Source organism: Mesorhizobium sp. WSM4313, assembly GCF_002294725.1.
In the GTDB taxonomy this organism is placed as follows: domain Bacteria; phylum Pseudomonadota; class Alphaproteobacteria; order Rhizobiales; family Rhizobiaceae; genus Mesorhizobium.
In genome coordinates this window covers 312,182-326,281 of the sequence record NZ_NSFT01000004.1, presented here as the reverse complement: position 1 = coordinate 326,281, position 14,100 = coordinate 312,182, and the positions used below count along the sequence as shown (strand labels likewise).

Here is a 14,100-nt window from a genome sequence, read left to right as displayed (position 1 = left end):
GCGGGGGAGATGTCCGGCAGGACAGAGGGGGGCGCTGTCCCGCCGGCCTATCCAATGTTGGGCCGTCCCTAATGGCCAAATCGCGCGTTCAGTTCATCTGCCAGAATTGCGGCTCGGTGCATCAGCGCTGGGCCGGCAAATGCGATGCCTGCGGCGAGTGGAACACGCTGGTCGAGGAAGGCACGTCCGGCGGCATCGGCTCGGGACCGGCCAACACGCGCAACGCCCGCAAAGGGCGTGCGGTGGTGCTGACCAGCCTGTCGGGCGACATCGAGGACGCACCGCGCATCGTGTCGGGCATCGGCGAGCTCGACCGCGCCACCGGCGGCGGCTTCGTGCGCGGCTCGGCGCTTCTCGTCGGCGGCGATCCCGGCATCGGCAAGTCGACGCTTTTGACGCAAGCTGCCGCTGCGCTCGCCTCGAAAGGCCACCGCATTGTCTATGTCTCGGGCGAGGAAGCGGTGGCGCAGATCCGGCTGCGGGCACAACGCCTCGGCGTCGCCTCGACGCCGGTCGAGCTTGCGGCCGAAACCAATGTCGAGGACATCCTGGCAACCATCGCCGACGGCAAGCGGCCGGACCTCGTCATCCTCGATTCCATCCAGACGCTGTGGACGGACCTTGCCGATTCGGCGCCGGGCACCGTCACCCAGGTGCGCGCCGCCGCCCAGGCGATGATCCGCTACGCGAAATCCACAGGCGCGGCGATCGTGCTCGTCGGCCATGTCACCAAGGAAGGCCAGATCGCCGGCCCTCGCGTCGTCGAGCACATGGTTGACGGCGTGCTCTACTTCGAGGGCGAAGGCAATCACCACTTCCGCATCCTGCGCACGGTGAAGAACCGCTTTGGGCCGACCGACGAGATCGGCGTGTTCGAAATGTCGGACAAGGGGCTGCGCGAGGTTTCCAATCCATCCGAGCTTTTCCTCGGCGAGCGCCATGCAAAGTCCCCGGGCGCCGCGGTTTTCGCAGGCATGGAAGGCACGAGGCCGGTGCTGGTCGAGATCCAGGCGCTTGTCGCACCCTCCTCGCTCGGCACGCCGCGCCGCGCCGTCGTCGGCTGGGACGGCGCGCGGCTGTCGATGGTGCTCGCCGTGCTGGAGGCGCATTGCGGCGTCCGCTTCGGCCAGCACGACGTCTATCTCAACGTCGCCGGCGGCTATCGGATCTCGGAGCCGGCGGCCGATCTCGCGGTCGCCGCGGCGCTGGTTTCGTCACTCACCGGTCTTGCCCTTCCCGCCGATTGCGTCTATTTCGGCGAAATCAGCCTATCGGGCGCTGTGAGGCCGGTTGCGCATGCGCAGCAGCGCCTCAAGGAAGCCGAAAAGCTGGGTTTTGGAAGCGCGGTGCTGCCGCTCGGCAGCGAGGAACTTGCCGGGGGAATCGGGGCCGGCGCTTTCCAGCCCACCGAGCTTGCCGACCTTGTGGCGCGCATAGCCGGCTCACGGCGCGGTCGTGCCGACGACGGGGAGTGATGCGGCTCGTCGGGCCGTAAGACAGGAAGTGGGGCGAGAACCATGCCGATTACGCTGCTTGACGGAATCCTCGTCGGCTTCACCCTGGTCTCAGCAATGCTCGCCATGGTGCGCGGCTTCTCCCGCGAAGTGCTCTCGGTGGTTTCCTGGGCGGCGGCGGCGGCGGCGGCTTTCTTCTTCTACAAGCCGGTCCTGCCCTATGTTCAGCCCTATGTCGACAACGACAAGATCGCGATGGCGGCTTCGGCGGGCATAGTCTTCCTCATCGCGCTGATCGTCGTCTCCGTCATCACCATGAAGCTCGCCGACTGGATCATCGATTCGCGCATCGGCGCGCTCGACCGCACGCTCGGCTTTCTCTATGGCGCGGCGCGCGGCATCCTGGTGGTCGCGGTGGCGCTGCTGTTCTTCAACTGGCTGGCTGGCGCCAAGGCGCCTGCCTGGATCGCCAACGCCAAGTCGCGGCCGTTGCTGGAGACGATCGGCGCCAAGCTCGAAAGCGTGCTGCCGGAAAACACCGAGGAACTGGTCAACAAATACACCCATAAGGGCACGCCGCAGGCCGGCGCGCCGGCCACGACCGACCAGCCCGCGGCCGAGCCGCCATCAGGCGACGACAACGCGCCGGCGCCAGACGACAGCGAGGGCGAGGCGCCTGCCGACAACGAGCCGGCGCCGGCCACGCCAGCGCCCGCCCCGGCTCCAGCGCCGGCAAACTGATCGCAGACCGGCCTGGTGCCGGTTGTGAATGCAAAAGCGTGCGTTGCGTTCGGCGAAAGATCACCTTATATGGCGGCTTTAGCGGAGCTTGAGCACCAGATGGCAGACTCAACGGCAGATGAAGGCAAGGTCCTTTCCGCCGAGGCCGACGATCATTTTCATGACGAATGCGGCGTGTTCGGCATCTTCGGCCGGCAGGACGCGGCGGCCATCGTCACACTCGGCCTTCATGCCCTGCAGCATCGCGGCCAGGAAGCGGCCGGCATCGTCTCCTATGACGGCACCCAGTTCCATGTCGAACGCCATGTCGGCCTGATCGGCGATACCTTCACCAAACAGCGCGTCATCGACAGCCTGCAAGGCAACCGCGCCATCGGCCACACGCGCTACGCCACCACCGGCGGCGCCGGGCTGCGCAACATCCAGCCCTTCTTCGCCGAGCTCGCGGAAGGCGGTCTTGCCGTGGCTCACAACGGCAATCTCACCAACGCGCTCACCGTGCAGCGCGCGCTGCAGAAGCAGGGCTCGATCTTCTCCTCGACCTCCGACACAGAGACGCTGCTGCATCTGGTCGCGACCAGCAAGGAGCGCGATTTGAATTCGCGTTTCATCGATGCGATCCGCCAGGTCGAAGGCGCCTTCTCGCTGGTGGCAATGACCGCCAAGAAGATGATCGGCTGCCGCGATCCGCTGGGCATCCGCCCGCTGGTGCTTGGCGACCTCGACGGCGCCTGGATCCTCGCGTCCGAAACCTGCGCGCTCGACATCATCGGCGCCCGCTTCGTGCGCGACATCAAGCCCGGCGAGATGGTGGTGGTCACCGCGAAGGGCATCGAGAGCATCTTCCCGTTCGAGCCGCAGAAGACGCGCTTCTGTATCTTCGAATATGTCTATTTCGCGCGGCCGGATTCCTCGGTCGAAGGCCGCAACGTCTATGATGTGAGGAAGCGCATCGGCGCGGAACTCGCGCAGGAAAGCCCGGTCGAGGCCGACATCGTCGTGCCGGTGCCGGATTCCGGCACGCCGGCCGCGATCGGCTTCTCGCAGGCTGCCGGCATTCCCTTCGAGCTCGGCATCATCCGCAACCATTATGTCGGCCGCACCTTCATCCAGCCAGGCGATTCCATCCGCCACATGGGCGTGAAGCTCAAGCACAACGCCAACCGCCGCATGATCGAGGGCAAGCGCGTGGTGCTGGTCGACGATTCGATCGTGCGCGGTACCACCAGCCAGAAGATCGTGCAGATGGTGCGCGACGCCGGCGCCAGGGAAGTGCATATGCGCATCGCCTCGCCGCCGACAAGTGCCTCCTGCTTCTATGGCGTCGACACGCCGGAGAAGTCGAAGCTCTTGGCATCGCGCATGTCGGTCGAGGAGATGGCGGAGTTCATCCGCGTCGATTCGCTCGGCTTCCTGTCGATCGACGGGCTCTACCGCGCCGTCGGCGAGGCACGCCGCGACAACGACCAGCCGCAATTCTGCGACGCCTGCTTCACGGGACAGTACCCCACCCGCCTGCTCGACTTCGAAGGCCACGACAATGTGCGCACGCTGTCGCTGCTGGCGAGCGGCGGGGCGTAGGGCGCCCGGACTATCAATTGCCTTCGCCGAGCTGTTTCGCGCCTTATGGAATTTCTCACATGACCCTCGACCTTTCAGGCCGCGTGGCGGTCGTCACCGGCGCCTCGCGCGGCATCGGCTATTTCATCGCCAGGGAGCTGGCTGCGGCCGGCGCGCATGTGATCGCGGTGGCGCGCACAGTGGGCGGGCTGGAAGAGCTGGACGACCAGATCAAGGCCGACGGCCGCGGCCAGGCGACGCTGGTGCCGCTCGATCTTGCCGACATGGCCGGCATCGACCGGCTGGGCGGCGCGATCCATGAGCGCTGGGGCAAGCTCGATATCCTAGTCGCCAATGCCGGCGTGCTCGGCGTCATCTCGCCGATCGGCCATGTCGAGGCCAAGACCTTCGAGAAGGTGATGACCATCAACGTGACGGCGACCTGGCGGCTGATCCGCTCGGTCGATCCGCTGCTCAGGCTCTCCGACGCCGGCCGCGCCGTCATTCTCACTTCCAATGCGGCGCATTCGGCGCGCGCCTTCTGGGCGCCCTACGCGGCCTCGAAAGCGGCGGTCGAAACGATGATGCGTTCCTGGGCACATGAAACGGAGAGCCTGCCGTTGCGGGTGAACGCCGCCGATCCCGGCGCAACCCGCACCGCAATGCGCGCGCAGGCCATGCCCGGCGAAGACCCGGAGACGCTGCCGCATCCGTCCGAGATCGCCAAGCGCATCGTGCCCCTGGCAAGCCCGGAACTGAAGGAGACCGGCCTGATCTTCCAGGCCAAGCACAACCGCTTCGTCGCCTACCGGCAGCCGGAATAAAGCCTGGGTGCCTGAGGCGTCGCAACCCCTCTATTCACGGGTCTGTGAACGGAGCGGCGAAAGCGTGTGCCGCCTCGCTGCTTTCGCTGCTCCATGGGAGTTGCTAGGATCGGCCCGACTCCGACATTTCAAAGCGAGGAATTCCCATGGCTGCTACTCCCAGCGTAGCGTTGGTCTGGTATCTGGTGATCGCCGGCCCGCAAGGCGGCATGGTGGTGCTGCCCAGCACCTTCGACACCCGCGAACAATGCACCAACGCCATCACCGAATATCAGAAGCAGCCGACGCCGCAGGGATGGGCCGTGCAATGCGTGCCGAGCGCTTCGCCGTTCACCGATGAAGGGGATGCGGAAACGCCTTCGGCGCAGTAGCGCGAGGCGTCGTTTCAGCGCCGCGCGCTCACGCTCAACGCCGGCTTGTTGTTGATCGTCTGGAACACCACGCAGTAGCGCTCGGTGAGCTTGATGAGTGAATCGATGCGCTCTTGCGGCTCGTCGGTGTCGAGATCGAATTTCAGCCTTATCTCGCGGAAGCCGACCGGCGCGTCGCGGGCGACGCCCAGCGTGCCGCGAAAATCGAGATCGCCCTCGGCCTCGACGGTAGCGTTGCCGAGCTTGAACTCTAAGGCGGTCGCCACCGCTTTCAGCGTCACGCCGGCGCAGGCGACCAGCGCTTCCAGCAGCATGTCTCCCGAGCACAGCTCGAGGCCCGAGCCGCCGGTGGCCGGATGAAGCCCGGCGACAGCAAGCGCCCTACCGGTCTCCACCTTGCAGGCGATCGACTGGTCGTCGAGCGTGCCGCGGGCTCTCAGCGTGATCAGCGCCTTGGCGGCGTCCTCGCGATAGGCTTCCTTCAACGGGGCCTGCACGGCCTTGAGCGCGGTTGCGTCCATTGTGTTGTCCTTCCGATCAGCCTTTGATGCCTTGATAGCACTGATATGCCAGCGGAACAGCGCCCCCCTCTGTCCTGCCGGACATCTCCCCCTCTTGGGGGGAGATTGGCAGCTTCTCCGGCGGCGCCCTTTCCGCAGCGTGGGAGATTAGCGAGCGTGGGAGAATGGCGAAGGCCGACGCGACATCTGATCTCCCCCCTTGAGGGGGAGATGCCCGGCAGGGCAGAGGGGGGCGCGAAGGATCGCAACGTTTGCGATTGTTGTTTTGACTTCACACGCCCAGGCCATACCTATTCCGAGACCATTTCCGGAGCCCACATGCGATCCAAGCTCGTCTCCCTCGTCCTGCTGGCGCTCGCCGCCTTCGCTCAGCCCACCTTCGCCGAAGCACCCGAGCGTCCAGCCCCGACCGGCGGCGTGCTGTCGCTGTTGCCGCCTCCGCAGGTGACAGAGCATTCGATCACGCTCGGCGGGCGCAAGCTGGATTACCAGGCCAAGGCCGGCACGCTGTCCCTCCTATCCGGCAAGGGCGAGGTGACGGCCGAGATCTTCTATGTCGCCTACTCGGAGCAATCGCCCGCCCCGGCGAAGGAGCGGCCGATCACCTTCGTCTTCAACGGCGGGCCCGGTGCCGCGTCTGCTTACCTGCATCTCGGCGCGATCGGACCGCGCATCGTCGAGACCGCCGCCGACGGCGAGTTCCTGCGGCCGCCGCAGAAGCTCATCGACAACCCCGACAGCTGGCTCGACATGAGCGATCTCGTCTTCGTCGATCCGGTCGGCACCGGCTATAGCCGCGAGGCGCCGGGTCACGAACCGAAGGAATTCTGGAGCGTGGATGCCGACGCCAGCTCGGTCGGCGCCTTCATCCGCCTCTATCTGGTGCAGAACGGCCGCACCGGATCGCCGCTGTTCCTCGCCGGCGAGAGCTATGGCGGCTTTCGCGCCGCGCTGCTTGCCCGCACGCTGCAGGAGGATGTCGGCCTCAGCCCCAGCGGCATCGTGCTGATCTCGCCGGCGCTGGAGTTCATGCTGGTGCGGCCCGACCAGTTCGACCAGCTGCACTGGGCGCTGGAGCTGCCTTCGCTGGCGGCGACGCGGCTCAAGGCCGACGGCGTGAGCGGCGACGCGTTGCGCGACAGGCTGGCCGAGGTCGAGCATTATGCGCTCGGCGATTACCTGACGGCGCTGAACAGCGGGCTGGAGCAAGGCGGCAAACTCGCCAGCGGGCGCGTTTCGGAGATCATCGGCCTGCCGCTGGAGCTCGTCCAGCGCAATTTCGCCCGCATCCCCATCGGGCTTTTCGCCAAGGAATTCCAGCGCGCCACCGGCAAGGTTCTGAGCCCCTACGACGCCACCATCGGCACTGCCGACATCGCGCCGCAAAGCGCCCGTGAGGCCGGCCCCGACCCGGTGCTCGACCGCAGCGTTCCGGTGCTGACCTCCGCCTTCGTCGCTTACGCCCGCGACGAGCTGAACTACCGCACCGACGTCAGCTACCGGCTGCTCAATGGCGAGGTCAGCCGCAGCTGGGATTACGGCACATCGGGCCAGGGCTATGCCGGTGTGATGAACGACCTGCAGCGGGCGCGTTCGCTCAACCCGGCGCTGGGTGTCGTCATCGTCAACGGCTATACCGATCTCATCACGCCCTATCTCGCCTCGCGCTATCTGGTGAACCAGCTTCCTTCGCTATGGGACGCCAAGCCGATCCGGCTCGACGTCATCGAGGGCGGCCACATGATGTATCTGCGGCCCGATGGCCGACGCGCGCTGAAGGATGCGGCATCGGAGCTTTATCAGGCGACGCAGTAGCCCCGACCGGCCTCCGGCGAACAACCTGCGCCAACGCAAGCGCTGCGCTGGAGCAGCGCAGTGCAAGCTTTCGCCCCTATAGCTGGAGCAACGGTCCCGACCGGGGCGGAACCGCCTCACGCAAACACGCTGAGCCCTTATGGCCGATGTCGTCATCCTGGAAAGCCGCGAAAGGGTGCTGGCCGGCATCCTGTTCACGGCCGCGGCCTATTTCCTGTTTTCGGCGCAGGATGCCTCGATCAAGCTCCTGGTCGCTGGCATGACGGTCTGGCAGATCATGTTCGTCCGCTCGATCACCGTGCTCGTCGCCTGCGGCGCGGTCGGCGGCAGGCGGCTGTTCGCCGACACGATCGATTCGCCGATCGTCAGGCCGATGCTGGTGCGCAGCGCCTTCACGCTCGCCGCCTGGCTTTGCTACTACAACGCCGCGCGCTCGCTGCAGCTTGCCGAGCTCACCACCATCTATTACGCCGCGCCGATCATCGTCACCGTGCTGTCCGTGCTGATCCTGGGCGAGACGGTGCCGCTGCTGCGCTGGCTGGCGGTGTTCATCGGCTTCGTCGGCGTCTTCATCGCCTGCGATCCGACCCGACTCGGCCTCTCCGTGCCGGTGCTCCTGGTGCTGGCAGCGGCCGTCCTTTGGGGGATCGCCGTGGTGCTGCTGCGCAAGACGGCGCTGCAGGAGCGCACGACGATCCAGCTCGTGCTCAACAATTTCTATTTCCTGCTCTTCTCGGCCGTGCCGGCGCTGCTTTGGTGGCGCATGCCCGATTGGCGGCAGCTTCTTTTGCTTGTCAGCGTCGGGGCACTCGGCGGGGTGGCGCAATATGTGCTGTTCGAAGGCATGAAGCGCGCGCCGGTGTCGATTATCGCACCCTTCGAATACACTTCACTGGTCTGGGCCTTCGCGCTGGGCTACGCCATCTGGGGCGACGTGCCGCGCACGAAAGTGTTCATGGGCGCGGCGCTGATCATCGGCGCCGGCCTGCTCATCGTCGGCAACGAGCATTTCCGCAGACGGGAGCAGGCCTCATGACGGAAGGCTGTCAGGAGCAACTGGGTAGGCTGGCGCCATGACGGACACGCTCGACATGCCGGAAAAGCTTGCGCCTGCCGCCGCCGACGTGGCTGCCGAGCGCACGCTCGGCATCATCCTGGTGTCGGCATCGGCGATCGCCTTCGCGCTCACCGGCGTGCTGACCAAGTCGATCCATGCCGATCCGCTGACGATCACCTGCTGGCGCGGTTTTTTCGGCTCGATCCTGATCAGCTTCTACGTGCTGTGGCGCCGGCGCCGCTCGGACGGGCGCCTGAAACTCGGCTGGCGGGGCTGGCTGCTTGCGGTCGAGGGCGCCGCCGCCAGCATCGCCTTCATCTCGGCCTTCAAATTCACCTATGTCGCCAATGTCGCGGTGATCTACGCGACCTCGCCCTTCATCGCCGCACTGCTCGCCTTCCTTCTGGTGCGGGAAAAAATCCGGCTGCAGACGATGATCGCGGCGGCCGTATCGCTTTGCGGCGTCGCCATTATGGTGGGCGCCGGCCTCGGCAGCGGGCACCTGTTCGGCGACGCCCTGGCGCTGCTGATGACCGCCGGCAGCGCGCTCTACATGATCATGGTGCGCGCTTTTCGCGACTCGCCGGTCGTGTGGGCGGGCGCTGTCTCGGCCTTCCTGCTTTTCGTGCTCGGCTGGTTCGTCACCGATCCGCTGGCCGTGTCCGCCCGCGACGTGGCGCTGCTTGCCACCTTCGGCTGCTCTTTCGCGCTCGCCTCGATCCTGTGGACGGAAGGCTCGCGGCTGATCCCGTCGGCGGAAGCCGGCCTGCTCGGTTCCGCAGAGGTGCCGTTCGCCATCCTGTTTGCCCTGCTGTTTCTGGGCGAACTCCCACCGATGGCCAGCATCATCGGCGGCGCCATCGTGCTTTGCGCGGTCTTTGCGCATGCCGGACGCGACTGGCTGAAGGCGAAATCGGCGGGTTCATAAAAATATTTCGCCGGTCACGGAACCATCATCCGCGCGGAGCATTATTGGATCGACGGGTCACCCCCCAAGTCCCCCCAAACCCCTCGACCCGTCCGACTAGAAGCCGACCCTCAAAAAGGTCGGCTTTTTCTTTGGGCGACCGGCCTCAGGACGGAAGGGCCAGGCCGCCGGCAAGCAGCTCCGCCAGGTCCCGCGCGGGACGCGTGGCTTCGCGGCCGAGCCGGATGGCGAAATCGGCCATCGGCAGCGGCGGGAGGTCGAAACCGGCAGATGCCTCGACGATGCCGGAATGGGCGAAACGCCGGGTGCGCGGCGTCAGCGCGATGCCGGCATCGACCGCCGCGCGCAGGCCGGCAAGGCTGGCGCTGCCGGCGGCGATGCGATAGCGGCGGCCGGCTGCGTCGAGCGCATTGAGCGCCGCCTCCCTGAAGCCGCAATAGGGATCGAGCAGGGCCAACGGTACCGCTTCCTGCCGCGCCGCCAAGCCTTTTTCCGAGCAGAGCCACAGGATCGGCTCGCTGATCAGGGCCGCTTCATCCGGCGACGGGGCATGGCGCATGGTGATCGCGAGGTCGAGCTGGCCTGCCTGCAGGGCCGACCCGAGTTCCATGGAACGGCCAACGCGCAGCTCGACCCTGACGCGCGGGTGGCTGGCGGCGAAGGCCCGGAGCAGGTCCGGCAGGCCCTGATCGGCGAAATCCTGCGTCGTGCCGATGGCGATGCGGCCGCCGGCGCGCGCGCCTTTCAGCGCCAGCCAGGCTTCGGTGTGGACGGTAAGGATGCGTCGCGCATGGCCGACAAGATCTTCGCCGGCCGGCGTCAGCCCGCGTCCCCTGCCCTGCGGGATGAGCAGCGGCTCGCCGACGATCTCCTCCAGCCGCTGCATCTGCGCGGTCACCGCTGACGGTGTGCGGCCGACGGTGGATGCGGCCTTGGCGAGCGAGCCGCCGTCGACAAAGGCAAGGAAGGTTTTCAGAAGATCCGGATCGAGCGTTTCCATACTTCAATGCTATCGAACTATTTATCAAAAACAATTCGATTTTATTGATGCCATGCCGATGGCATGGTCCTCCCATCGTCGGCGCGAGGCGCCCAACTCGGAGGATAGAAAAATGCCGATCATCAATGTGAGCGTCACCGGCAAGCCGGATGCCAAGCTGTCCGCCGCAATCGCCAGGGTGGCGACCGAAATCACCGCGAAGCTGTTGCACAAGGATCCGACGATCACCGCGGTCGCCGTCAACTACATCGATCCGCAGCACTGGTTCGCCGGCGGCAAGTCGCTGGCCGAGTACGGTACCAACACGTTCTGGCTGGATATCAAGGTGGTCGACGGCACCAACACCAAGCTCGAGCTCGAAGCCTATCTCAAGGCGATCTTCGAGGCCTTCGGCCGGCTGCTGGGCGGCGTGCATGAGGAAAGCTACGCCTTCGTGCACGAAGTGCCGGCGGCGGCTTATGGCTATGGCGGCAAAAGCCAGGAGTTCCGCTTCATCAGCGGAAGGTTGAAGGCGGCGTAGCGCCGTCTTCCCCTTCTCCCCTTGTGGGAGAAGGTGGCCAAGCGAAGCTCGGTCGGATGAGGGGTGTTGGACGGAGCGCGGCGTCGCAAGCTAAGCGCCTCAAGAGCTGGATTTTCCAGCGCCTCATTTCTTCCAACACCCCTCATCCGTCTCGGCGCTGCGCGCCGATCCACCTTCTCCCACAAGGGGAGAAAGGAAAGCTCTCCGACCCCGCATTGACCTTGCCCGCACTTCCGCTACCCTCTGCCACCGAAGCGGTCGCTCAAGAGCCGCGCCCTGGAGGAGACTGGGAGAGAGCGGCATGATCCTGACCCTGGCGCTGCTGGCGGGCCTTGTCTTTGCCTGGCTGCTGATTGCCGTGATCGAGCGGTTCCGGCTCGACCTGCGCTTCACCCAGGCGCTGCTCTATGTGCCGTTCAAGCTCGCCTACCGCATCGCCGACAATCGCATGCGCATCGCCCGCAGCGCCAAGACGCCGGTCATCTATGTCGTCTGGCACCAATCGCGCATCGAACCGGCGCTGATGCTGTCGCTGCTTCCCGACGACACGCTGCATATCTTGGACGAGGCTTCGGCGCGCTCGCCCTGGCTGGAGCCGTGGCGCGAGCTTGCGCGTACCATCGCCTTCAACGCCGAACATATCTTCGTCAGCCGCCGGCTGGTGCGCGTGCTGAAGGGCAAGGGGCGGCTCGCCGTCTACCTGCCGGACAATGTCGAGCCGGACGTCAAATCGTTCCGGCTGTTTCGCGCCATCACCCGCATCGCCATGCAGGCCGATGCACGCATCGTGCCGATCTTCGTTGCCGGCACGCGTGACCTGCCGGTGTCGCTGACGCCGAAGGAAAAAGCGCCGCGCCACTGGTTCCCGCGGCTTTCGATGAGTGTGCTGGAGCCGATGACCATCGCCGAGCTGGTGGCGTGCAACCCCGACATGGCATCCAACACCAACGCGCTGTTCGACCGGTTCGCCGAGGCACGGCTTTACGGCACCAATCTCGATCGCGGGCTCTTCCTCGCCATGCGCGACGCCGCCGACCGCATCGGACCTTCGCGCCCCATCATCGAGGATGTGATTTCCGGTTCGCTCAGCTACCGTAAGCTGTTCATCGGCGCTCGCGTGCTCGGCCGCCATTTCGAGGCGGTGACCGCGCCCGGCGAAGCGGTCGGCGTGCTGTTGCCCAACGCCAATGGCGTGGTGCTTACCTTCGTCGGCCTGGTCTCAGCTGCCCGCGTGGCGGCGATGATCAACTACACCGCCGGCCCGGCGAGCGTGACCGCGGCGGTCCGCACTGCTGTCATCAGGACGGTGGTTTCCTCCCGCGCCTTCATCGAAAAGGCGGGCATCGACGACATCGTCGCAGCGGTCGAGGCGGGTGGCGCCAAGATGCTGTGGCTGGAAGATGTGCGCGCCAATGTGACGACCCTGGACAAGGTTGCCGCCGCGCTTCTGTGGCGTTTGCCACTGCAGCGGCAGCAAGCCTCGAAGCCCGCTGTCATCCTGTTCACCTCCGGCTCGGAAGGCACGCCGAAGGCGGTGGTGCTGTCGAACCGCAACCTGCTTGCCAATGTCATGCAGGCCGAGGCGCGCGTCTCCGTCTCGCCGGCCGACATCCTGCTCAACGTGCTGCCGGTGTTCCATTCCTTCGGGTTGACCGGCGGCACCATCCTGCCGCTGGTGCTGGGCGTTAAGCTGTTCCTCTACCCCTCGCCGCTGCACTACAAGATCATCCCAGAGATCGCCCGCAAGGTGAAGCCGACCGTGATGTTCGGCACCGACACTTTTCTGGCCAACTACGCCCGCACCGCCAAGGACGGCGACTTCTCCAGCCTGCGCTTTGTCGTGGCCGGCGCCGAAGCGGTGAAGCCGGAAACGCGGCGCACCTACCGCGACCGTTTCCAGGCCTCGATCGTGGAAGGGTTCGGGCTGACCGAGGCCGCGCCCGTGGTGGCGGTGAACACCGCCATCCACAGCCGCGACGGCACAGTCGGGCGGCCGCTGCCGGCGATCCGCATGAAGCTGGAGCCGGTCGAAGGCATCGCCGAGGGCGGCCGGCTGTGGCTCGACGGGCCGAACATGATGATGGGCTACATGACCGCCGACCGTCCCGGCGAATTGCAGCGGCTGGAAGGCTGGCACGACACCGGCGATATCGTCTCGGTCGACCGCGAGGGCTTCATCACCATACGGGGGCGGGCCAAGCGCTTCGCCAAGATCGCCGGCGAGATGGTGTCGCTGGGCGCCGTCGAGATGCTGGTGCAGTCCCTATGGCCGGAAGAACGCCACGCGGCGGTGGCAGTGCCCGACAAGAGGCGCGGCGAGCGCATCGTGCTGGTTACCACCGCCGACGAAGCCAATGCCGAGGAGCTGCGCCAGTTCGGCAAGAAGGCCGGCGCGGCCGAGCTGATGGTGCCCAACGACATCATCAAGGTGGAAGAGATCCCGGTGCTGGGCTCGGGCAAGACGGATTACATTTCGGCGCGCAAGCTGGCGATCGACCGGCTGGGGCTGAGTGCGGCGGCCTAGGGCGCAGCGCTACCCGATATCCGACGGCGGCACCTTCTCGCCTTCGCGCATGGCCCGCTTGGAATAGGCGCGCACCGACAACGGCAGGAAAAGCAGGTACCCAGCGACGGAAGCCGTCAGCGTGTACCAGGGATAGGTCATCAGCAAGAGGATGTAGAGCACGACGCCGAGGATGACCGGCAGCACCCTGTCGCCCGGCACCTTGACGCTCTTGCCCGAATAGACCGGCAGGCGGCTGACCAGAAGGAAAGCGACCAGCACGGTAAAGCCGGTGGCGACGAAGGCGGCCGGCCGGCTGGGCTCCAGACCGAGCCGTAGGAAATAAAGATAGAGCGGCAGCATGACCAGCACAGCACCCGCCGGGGCCGGCACGCCGACGAAATATTCGGTCTGCCAGGCCGGTTGCTCGGCGTCATCGGCCAGAACGTTGAAGCGGGCCAGCCGCATGCCGCAAGCGATGGTGAAGAGAAGTGCGGCGATCCAGCCTGGCGAGCCGGCGCGGTCGAGCAGGAAAGCATAGAGCACCAGGGCCGGCGCCACGCCGAAATTGACGATATCAGCCAGCGAATCCATCTGGGCGCCGAATTTCGAAGTCGCCTTCAGCATGCGCGCCAGTCGCCCGTCGATGCCGTCGAGGAAGGCGGCAAGCAACACCATGACCACAGCGATCTCGAAGCGGTTCTCGAAGGCGAAGCGGATGCCGGATAGGCCGGCGCAGATGGCAAGCACGGTGACCAGGTTGGGCAGCACCATGCGCATCGGGATCTCGCGGATGCGCGGGCCGC

General features: G+C 66.1%; 13 protein-coding genes. 10 read left to right on the top strand and 3 right to left on the bottom strand.

The features are described from left to right. The first annotated feature begins 71 nt into the window (after positions 1 to 71). The 5 genes from radA to CK219_RS12135 all read left to right on the top strand — a co-directional run bounded on the left by radA (position 72) and on the right by CK219_RS12135 (position 4,950). Positions 72 to 1,475 carry a DNA repair protein RadA gene (gene radA / locus CK219_RS12155; RefSeq protein WP_095766995.1) on the top strand — a complete coding sequence of 468 codons (1,404 nt, stop codon included), beginning with the start codon at positions 72 to 74 and terminating at the stop codon, positions 1,473 to 1,475. A gap of 42 nt (positions 1,476 to 1,517) precedes the next feature. Beyond that, on the top strand, positions 1,518 to 2,195 hold the full coding sequence (locus CK219_RS12150) for a CvpA family protein (protein WP_095766994.1): 678 nt from the start codon (positions 1,518 to 1,520) through the stop codon (positions 2,193 to 2,195). Positions 2,196 to 2,294: 99 nt separating this feature from the next. Continuing rightward, complete coding sequence (gene purF / locus CK219_RS12145) at positions 2,295 to 3,776, top strand: amidophosphoribosyltransferase (protein WP_095766993.1); 1,482 nt, start codon at positions 2,295 to 2,297, stop codon at positions 3,774 to 3,776. A gap of 59 nt (positions 3,777 to 3,835) precedes the next feature. Further along, positions 3,836 to 4,579, top strand: coding sequence for an SDR family NAD(P)-dependent oxidoreductase (locus CK219_RS12140; RefSeq protein WP_095766992.1), 744 nt, complete (start codon positions 3,836 to 3,838; stop codon positions 4,577 to 4,579). Between the two features lie 146 nt (positions 4,580 to 4,725). After that, positions 4,726 to 4,950, top strand: a complete 225-nt coding sequence (locus CK219_RS12135; RefSeq protein WP_041008353.1) for a hypothetical protein — start codon at positions 4,726 to 4,728, stop codon at positions 4,948 to 4,950. Positions 4,951 to 4,964: 14 nt separating this feature from the next. Here the strand turns inward: CK219_RS12135 and CK219_RS12130 are convergent, their stop codons facing one another. Beyond that, on the bottom strand, positions 4,965 to 5,471 hold the full coding sequence (locus tag CK219_RS12130; protein ID WP_095766991.1) for an OsmC family protein: 507 nt from the start codon (positions 5,469 to 5,471) through the stop codon (positions 4,965 to 4,967). Positions 5,472 to 5,789: 318 nt separating this feature from the next. Between CK219_RS12130 and CK219_RS12120 the strand changes: the two genes are divergently transcribed. The 3 genes from CK219_RS12120 (at position 5,790) to CK219_RS12110 (ending at position 9,271) form a co-directional block, all read left to right on the top strand. Then, the gene (locus CK219_RS12120; protein ID WP_095767184.1) at positions 5,790 to 7,286 is read left to right on the top strand and encodes a peptidase S10; all 1,497 of its coding nucleotides are present in this window, start codon (positions 5,790 to 5,792) and stop codon (positions 7,284 to 7,286) included. Between the two features lie 139 nt (positions 7,287 to 7,425). Then, on the top strand, positions 7,426 to 8,322 hold the full coding sequence (locus CK219_RS12115) for a DMT family transporter (RefSeq protein ID WP_095766990.1): 897 nt from the start codon (positions 7,426 to 7,428) through the stop codon (positions 8,320 to 8,322). A gap of 37 nt (positions 8,323 to 8,359) precedes the next feature. Beyond that, positions 8,360 to 9,271 (top strand): DMT family transporter, encoded by a 912-nt coding sequence (locus tag CK219_RS12110; protein WP_245340459.1) that lies wholly within the window; start codon positions 8,360 to 8,362, stop codon positions 9,269 to 9,271. 145 nt (positions 9,272 to 9,416) lie between these two features. Here CK219_RS12110 and CK219_RS12105 read toward each other — a convergent pair whose 3' ends face one another. Continuing rightward, positions 9,417 to 10,271, bottom strand: a complete 855-nt coding sequence (locus CK219_RS12105) for a LysR substrate-binding domain-containing protein (RefSeq protein WP_095766989.1) — start codon at positions 10,269 to 10,271, stop codon at positions 9,417 to 9,419. Between the two features lie 112 nt (positions 10,272 to 10,383). On the opposite strand from CK219_RS12105, the gene CK219_RS12100 reads away from it, so the two are divergent. Beyond that, positions 10,384 to 10,791: a 4-oxalocrotonate tautomerase family protein gene (locus CK219_RS12100; protein ID WP_095766988.1), complete on the top strand. Its 408-nt coding sequence runs from the start codon at positions 10,384 to 10,386 to the stop codon at positions 10,789 to 10,791. 301 nt (positions 10,792 to 11,092) lie between these two features. Continuing rightward, a complete protein-coding gene (locus tag CK219_RS12095) occupies positions 11,093 to 13,315 on the top strand; it encodes an AMP-binding protein (protein ID WP_095766987.1) in 2,223 nt (740 codons plus the stop codon). 9 nt (positions 13,316 to 13,324) lie between these two features. Here the strand turns inward: CK219_RS12095 and CK219_RS12090 are convergent, their stop codons facing one another. Next, a complete protein-coding gene (locus CK219_RS12090) occupies positions 13,325 to 14,068 on the bottom strand; it encodes a phosphatidylcholine/phosphatidylserine synthase (protein WP_224525202.1) in 744 nt (247 codons plus the stop codon). Positions 14,069 to 14,100 lie beyond the last annotated feature (32 nt).

Coding starts and splice junctions, on each gene's coding strand:
- radA (WP_095766995.1), top strand. CDS start 72: ATGGCCAAATCGCGCGTTCAGTTCATCTGCCAGAATTGCGGCTCGGTG.
- CK219_RS12090 (WP_224525202.1), bottom strand. CDS start 14,068: ATGGTGCTGCCCAACCTGGTCACCGTGCTTGCCATCTGCGCCGGCCTA.
- CK219_RS12115 (WP_095766990.1), top strand. CDS start 7,426: ATGGCCGATGTCGTCATCCTGGAAAGCCGCGAAAGGGTGCTGGCCGGC.
- purF (WP_095766993.1), top strand. CDS start 2,295: ATGGCAGACTCAACGGCAGATGAAGGCAAGGTCCTTTCCGCCGAGGCC.
- CK219_RS12110 (WP_245340459.1), top strand. CDS start 8,360: ATGACGGACACGCTCGACATGCCGGAAAAGCTTGCGCCTGCCGCCGCC.
- CK219_RS12140 (WP_095766992.1), top strand. CDS start 3,836: ATGACCCTCGACCTTTCAGGCCGCGTGGCGGTCGTCACCGGCGCCTCG.
- CK219_RS12100 (WP_095766988.1), top strand. CDS start 10,384: ATGCCGATCATCAATGTGAGCGTCACCGGCAAGCCGGATGCCAAGCTG.
- CK219_RS12130 (WP_095766991.1), bottom strand. CDS start 5,471: ATGGACGCAACCGCGCTCAAGGCCGTGCAGGCCCCGTTGAAGGAAGCC.
- CK219_RS12120 (WP_095767184.1), top strand. CDS start 5,790: ATGCGATCCAAGCTCGTCTCCCTCGTCCTGCTGGCGCTCGCCGCCTTC.
- CK219_RS12150 (WP_095766994.1), top strand. CDS start 1,518: ATGCCGATTACGCTGCTTGACGGAATCCTCGTCGGCTTCACCCTGGTC.
- CK219_RS12095 (WP_095766987.1), top strand. CDS start 11,093: ATGATCCTGACCCTGGCGCTGCTGGCGGGCCTTGTCTTTGCCTGGCTG.
- CK219_RS12105 (WP_095766989.1), bottom strand. CDS start 10,271: ATGGAAACGCTCGATCCGGATCTTCTGAAAACCTTCCTTGCCTTTGTC.
- CK219_RS12135 (WP_041008353.1), top strand. CDS start 4,726: ATGGCTGCTACTCCCAGCGTAGCGTTGGTCTGGTATCTGGTGATCGCC.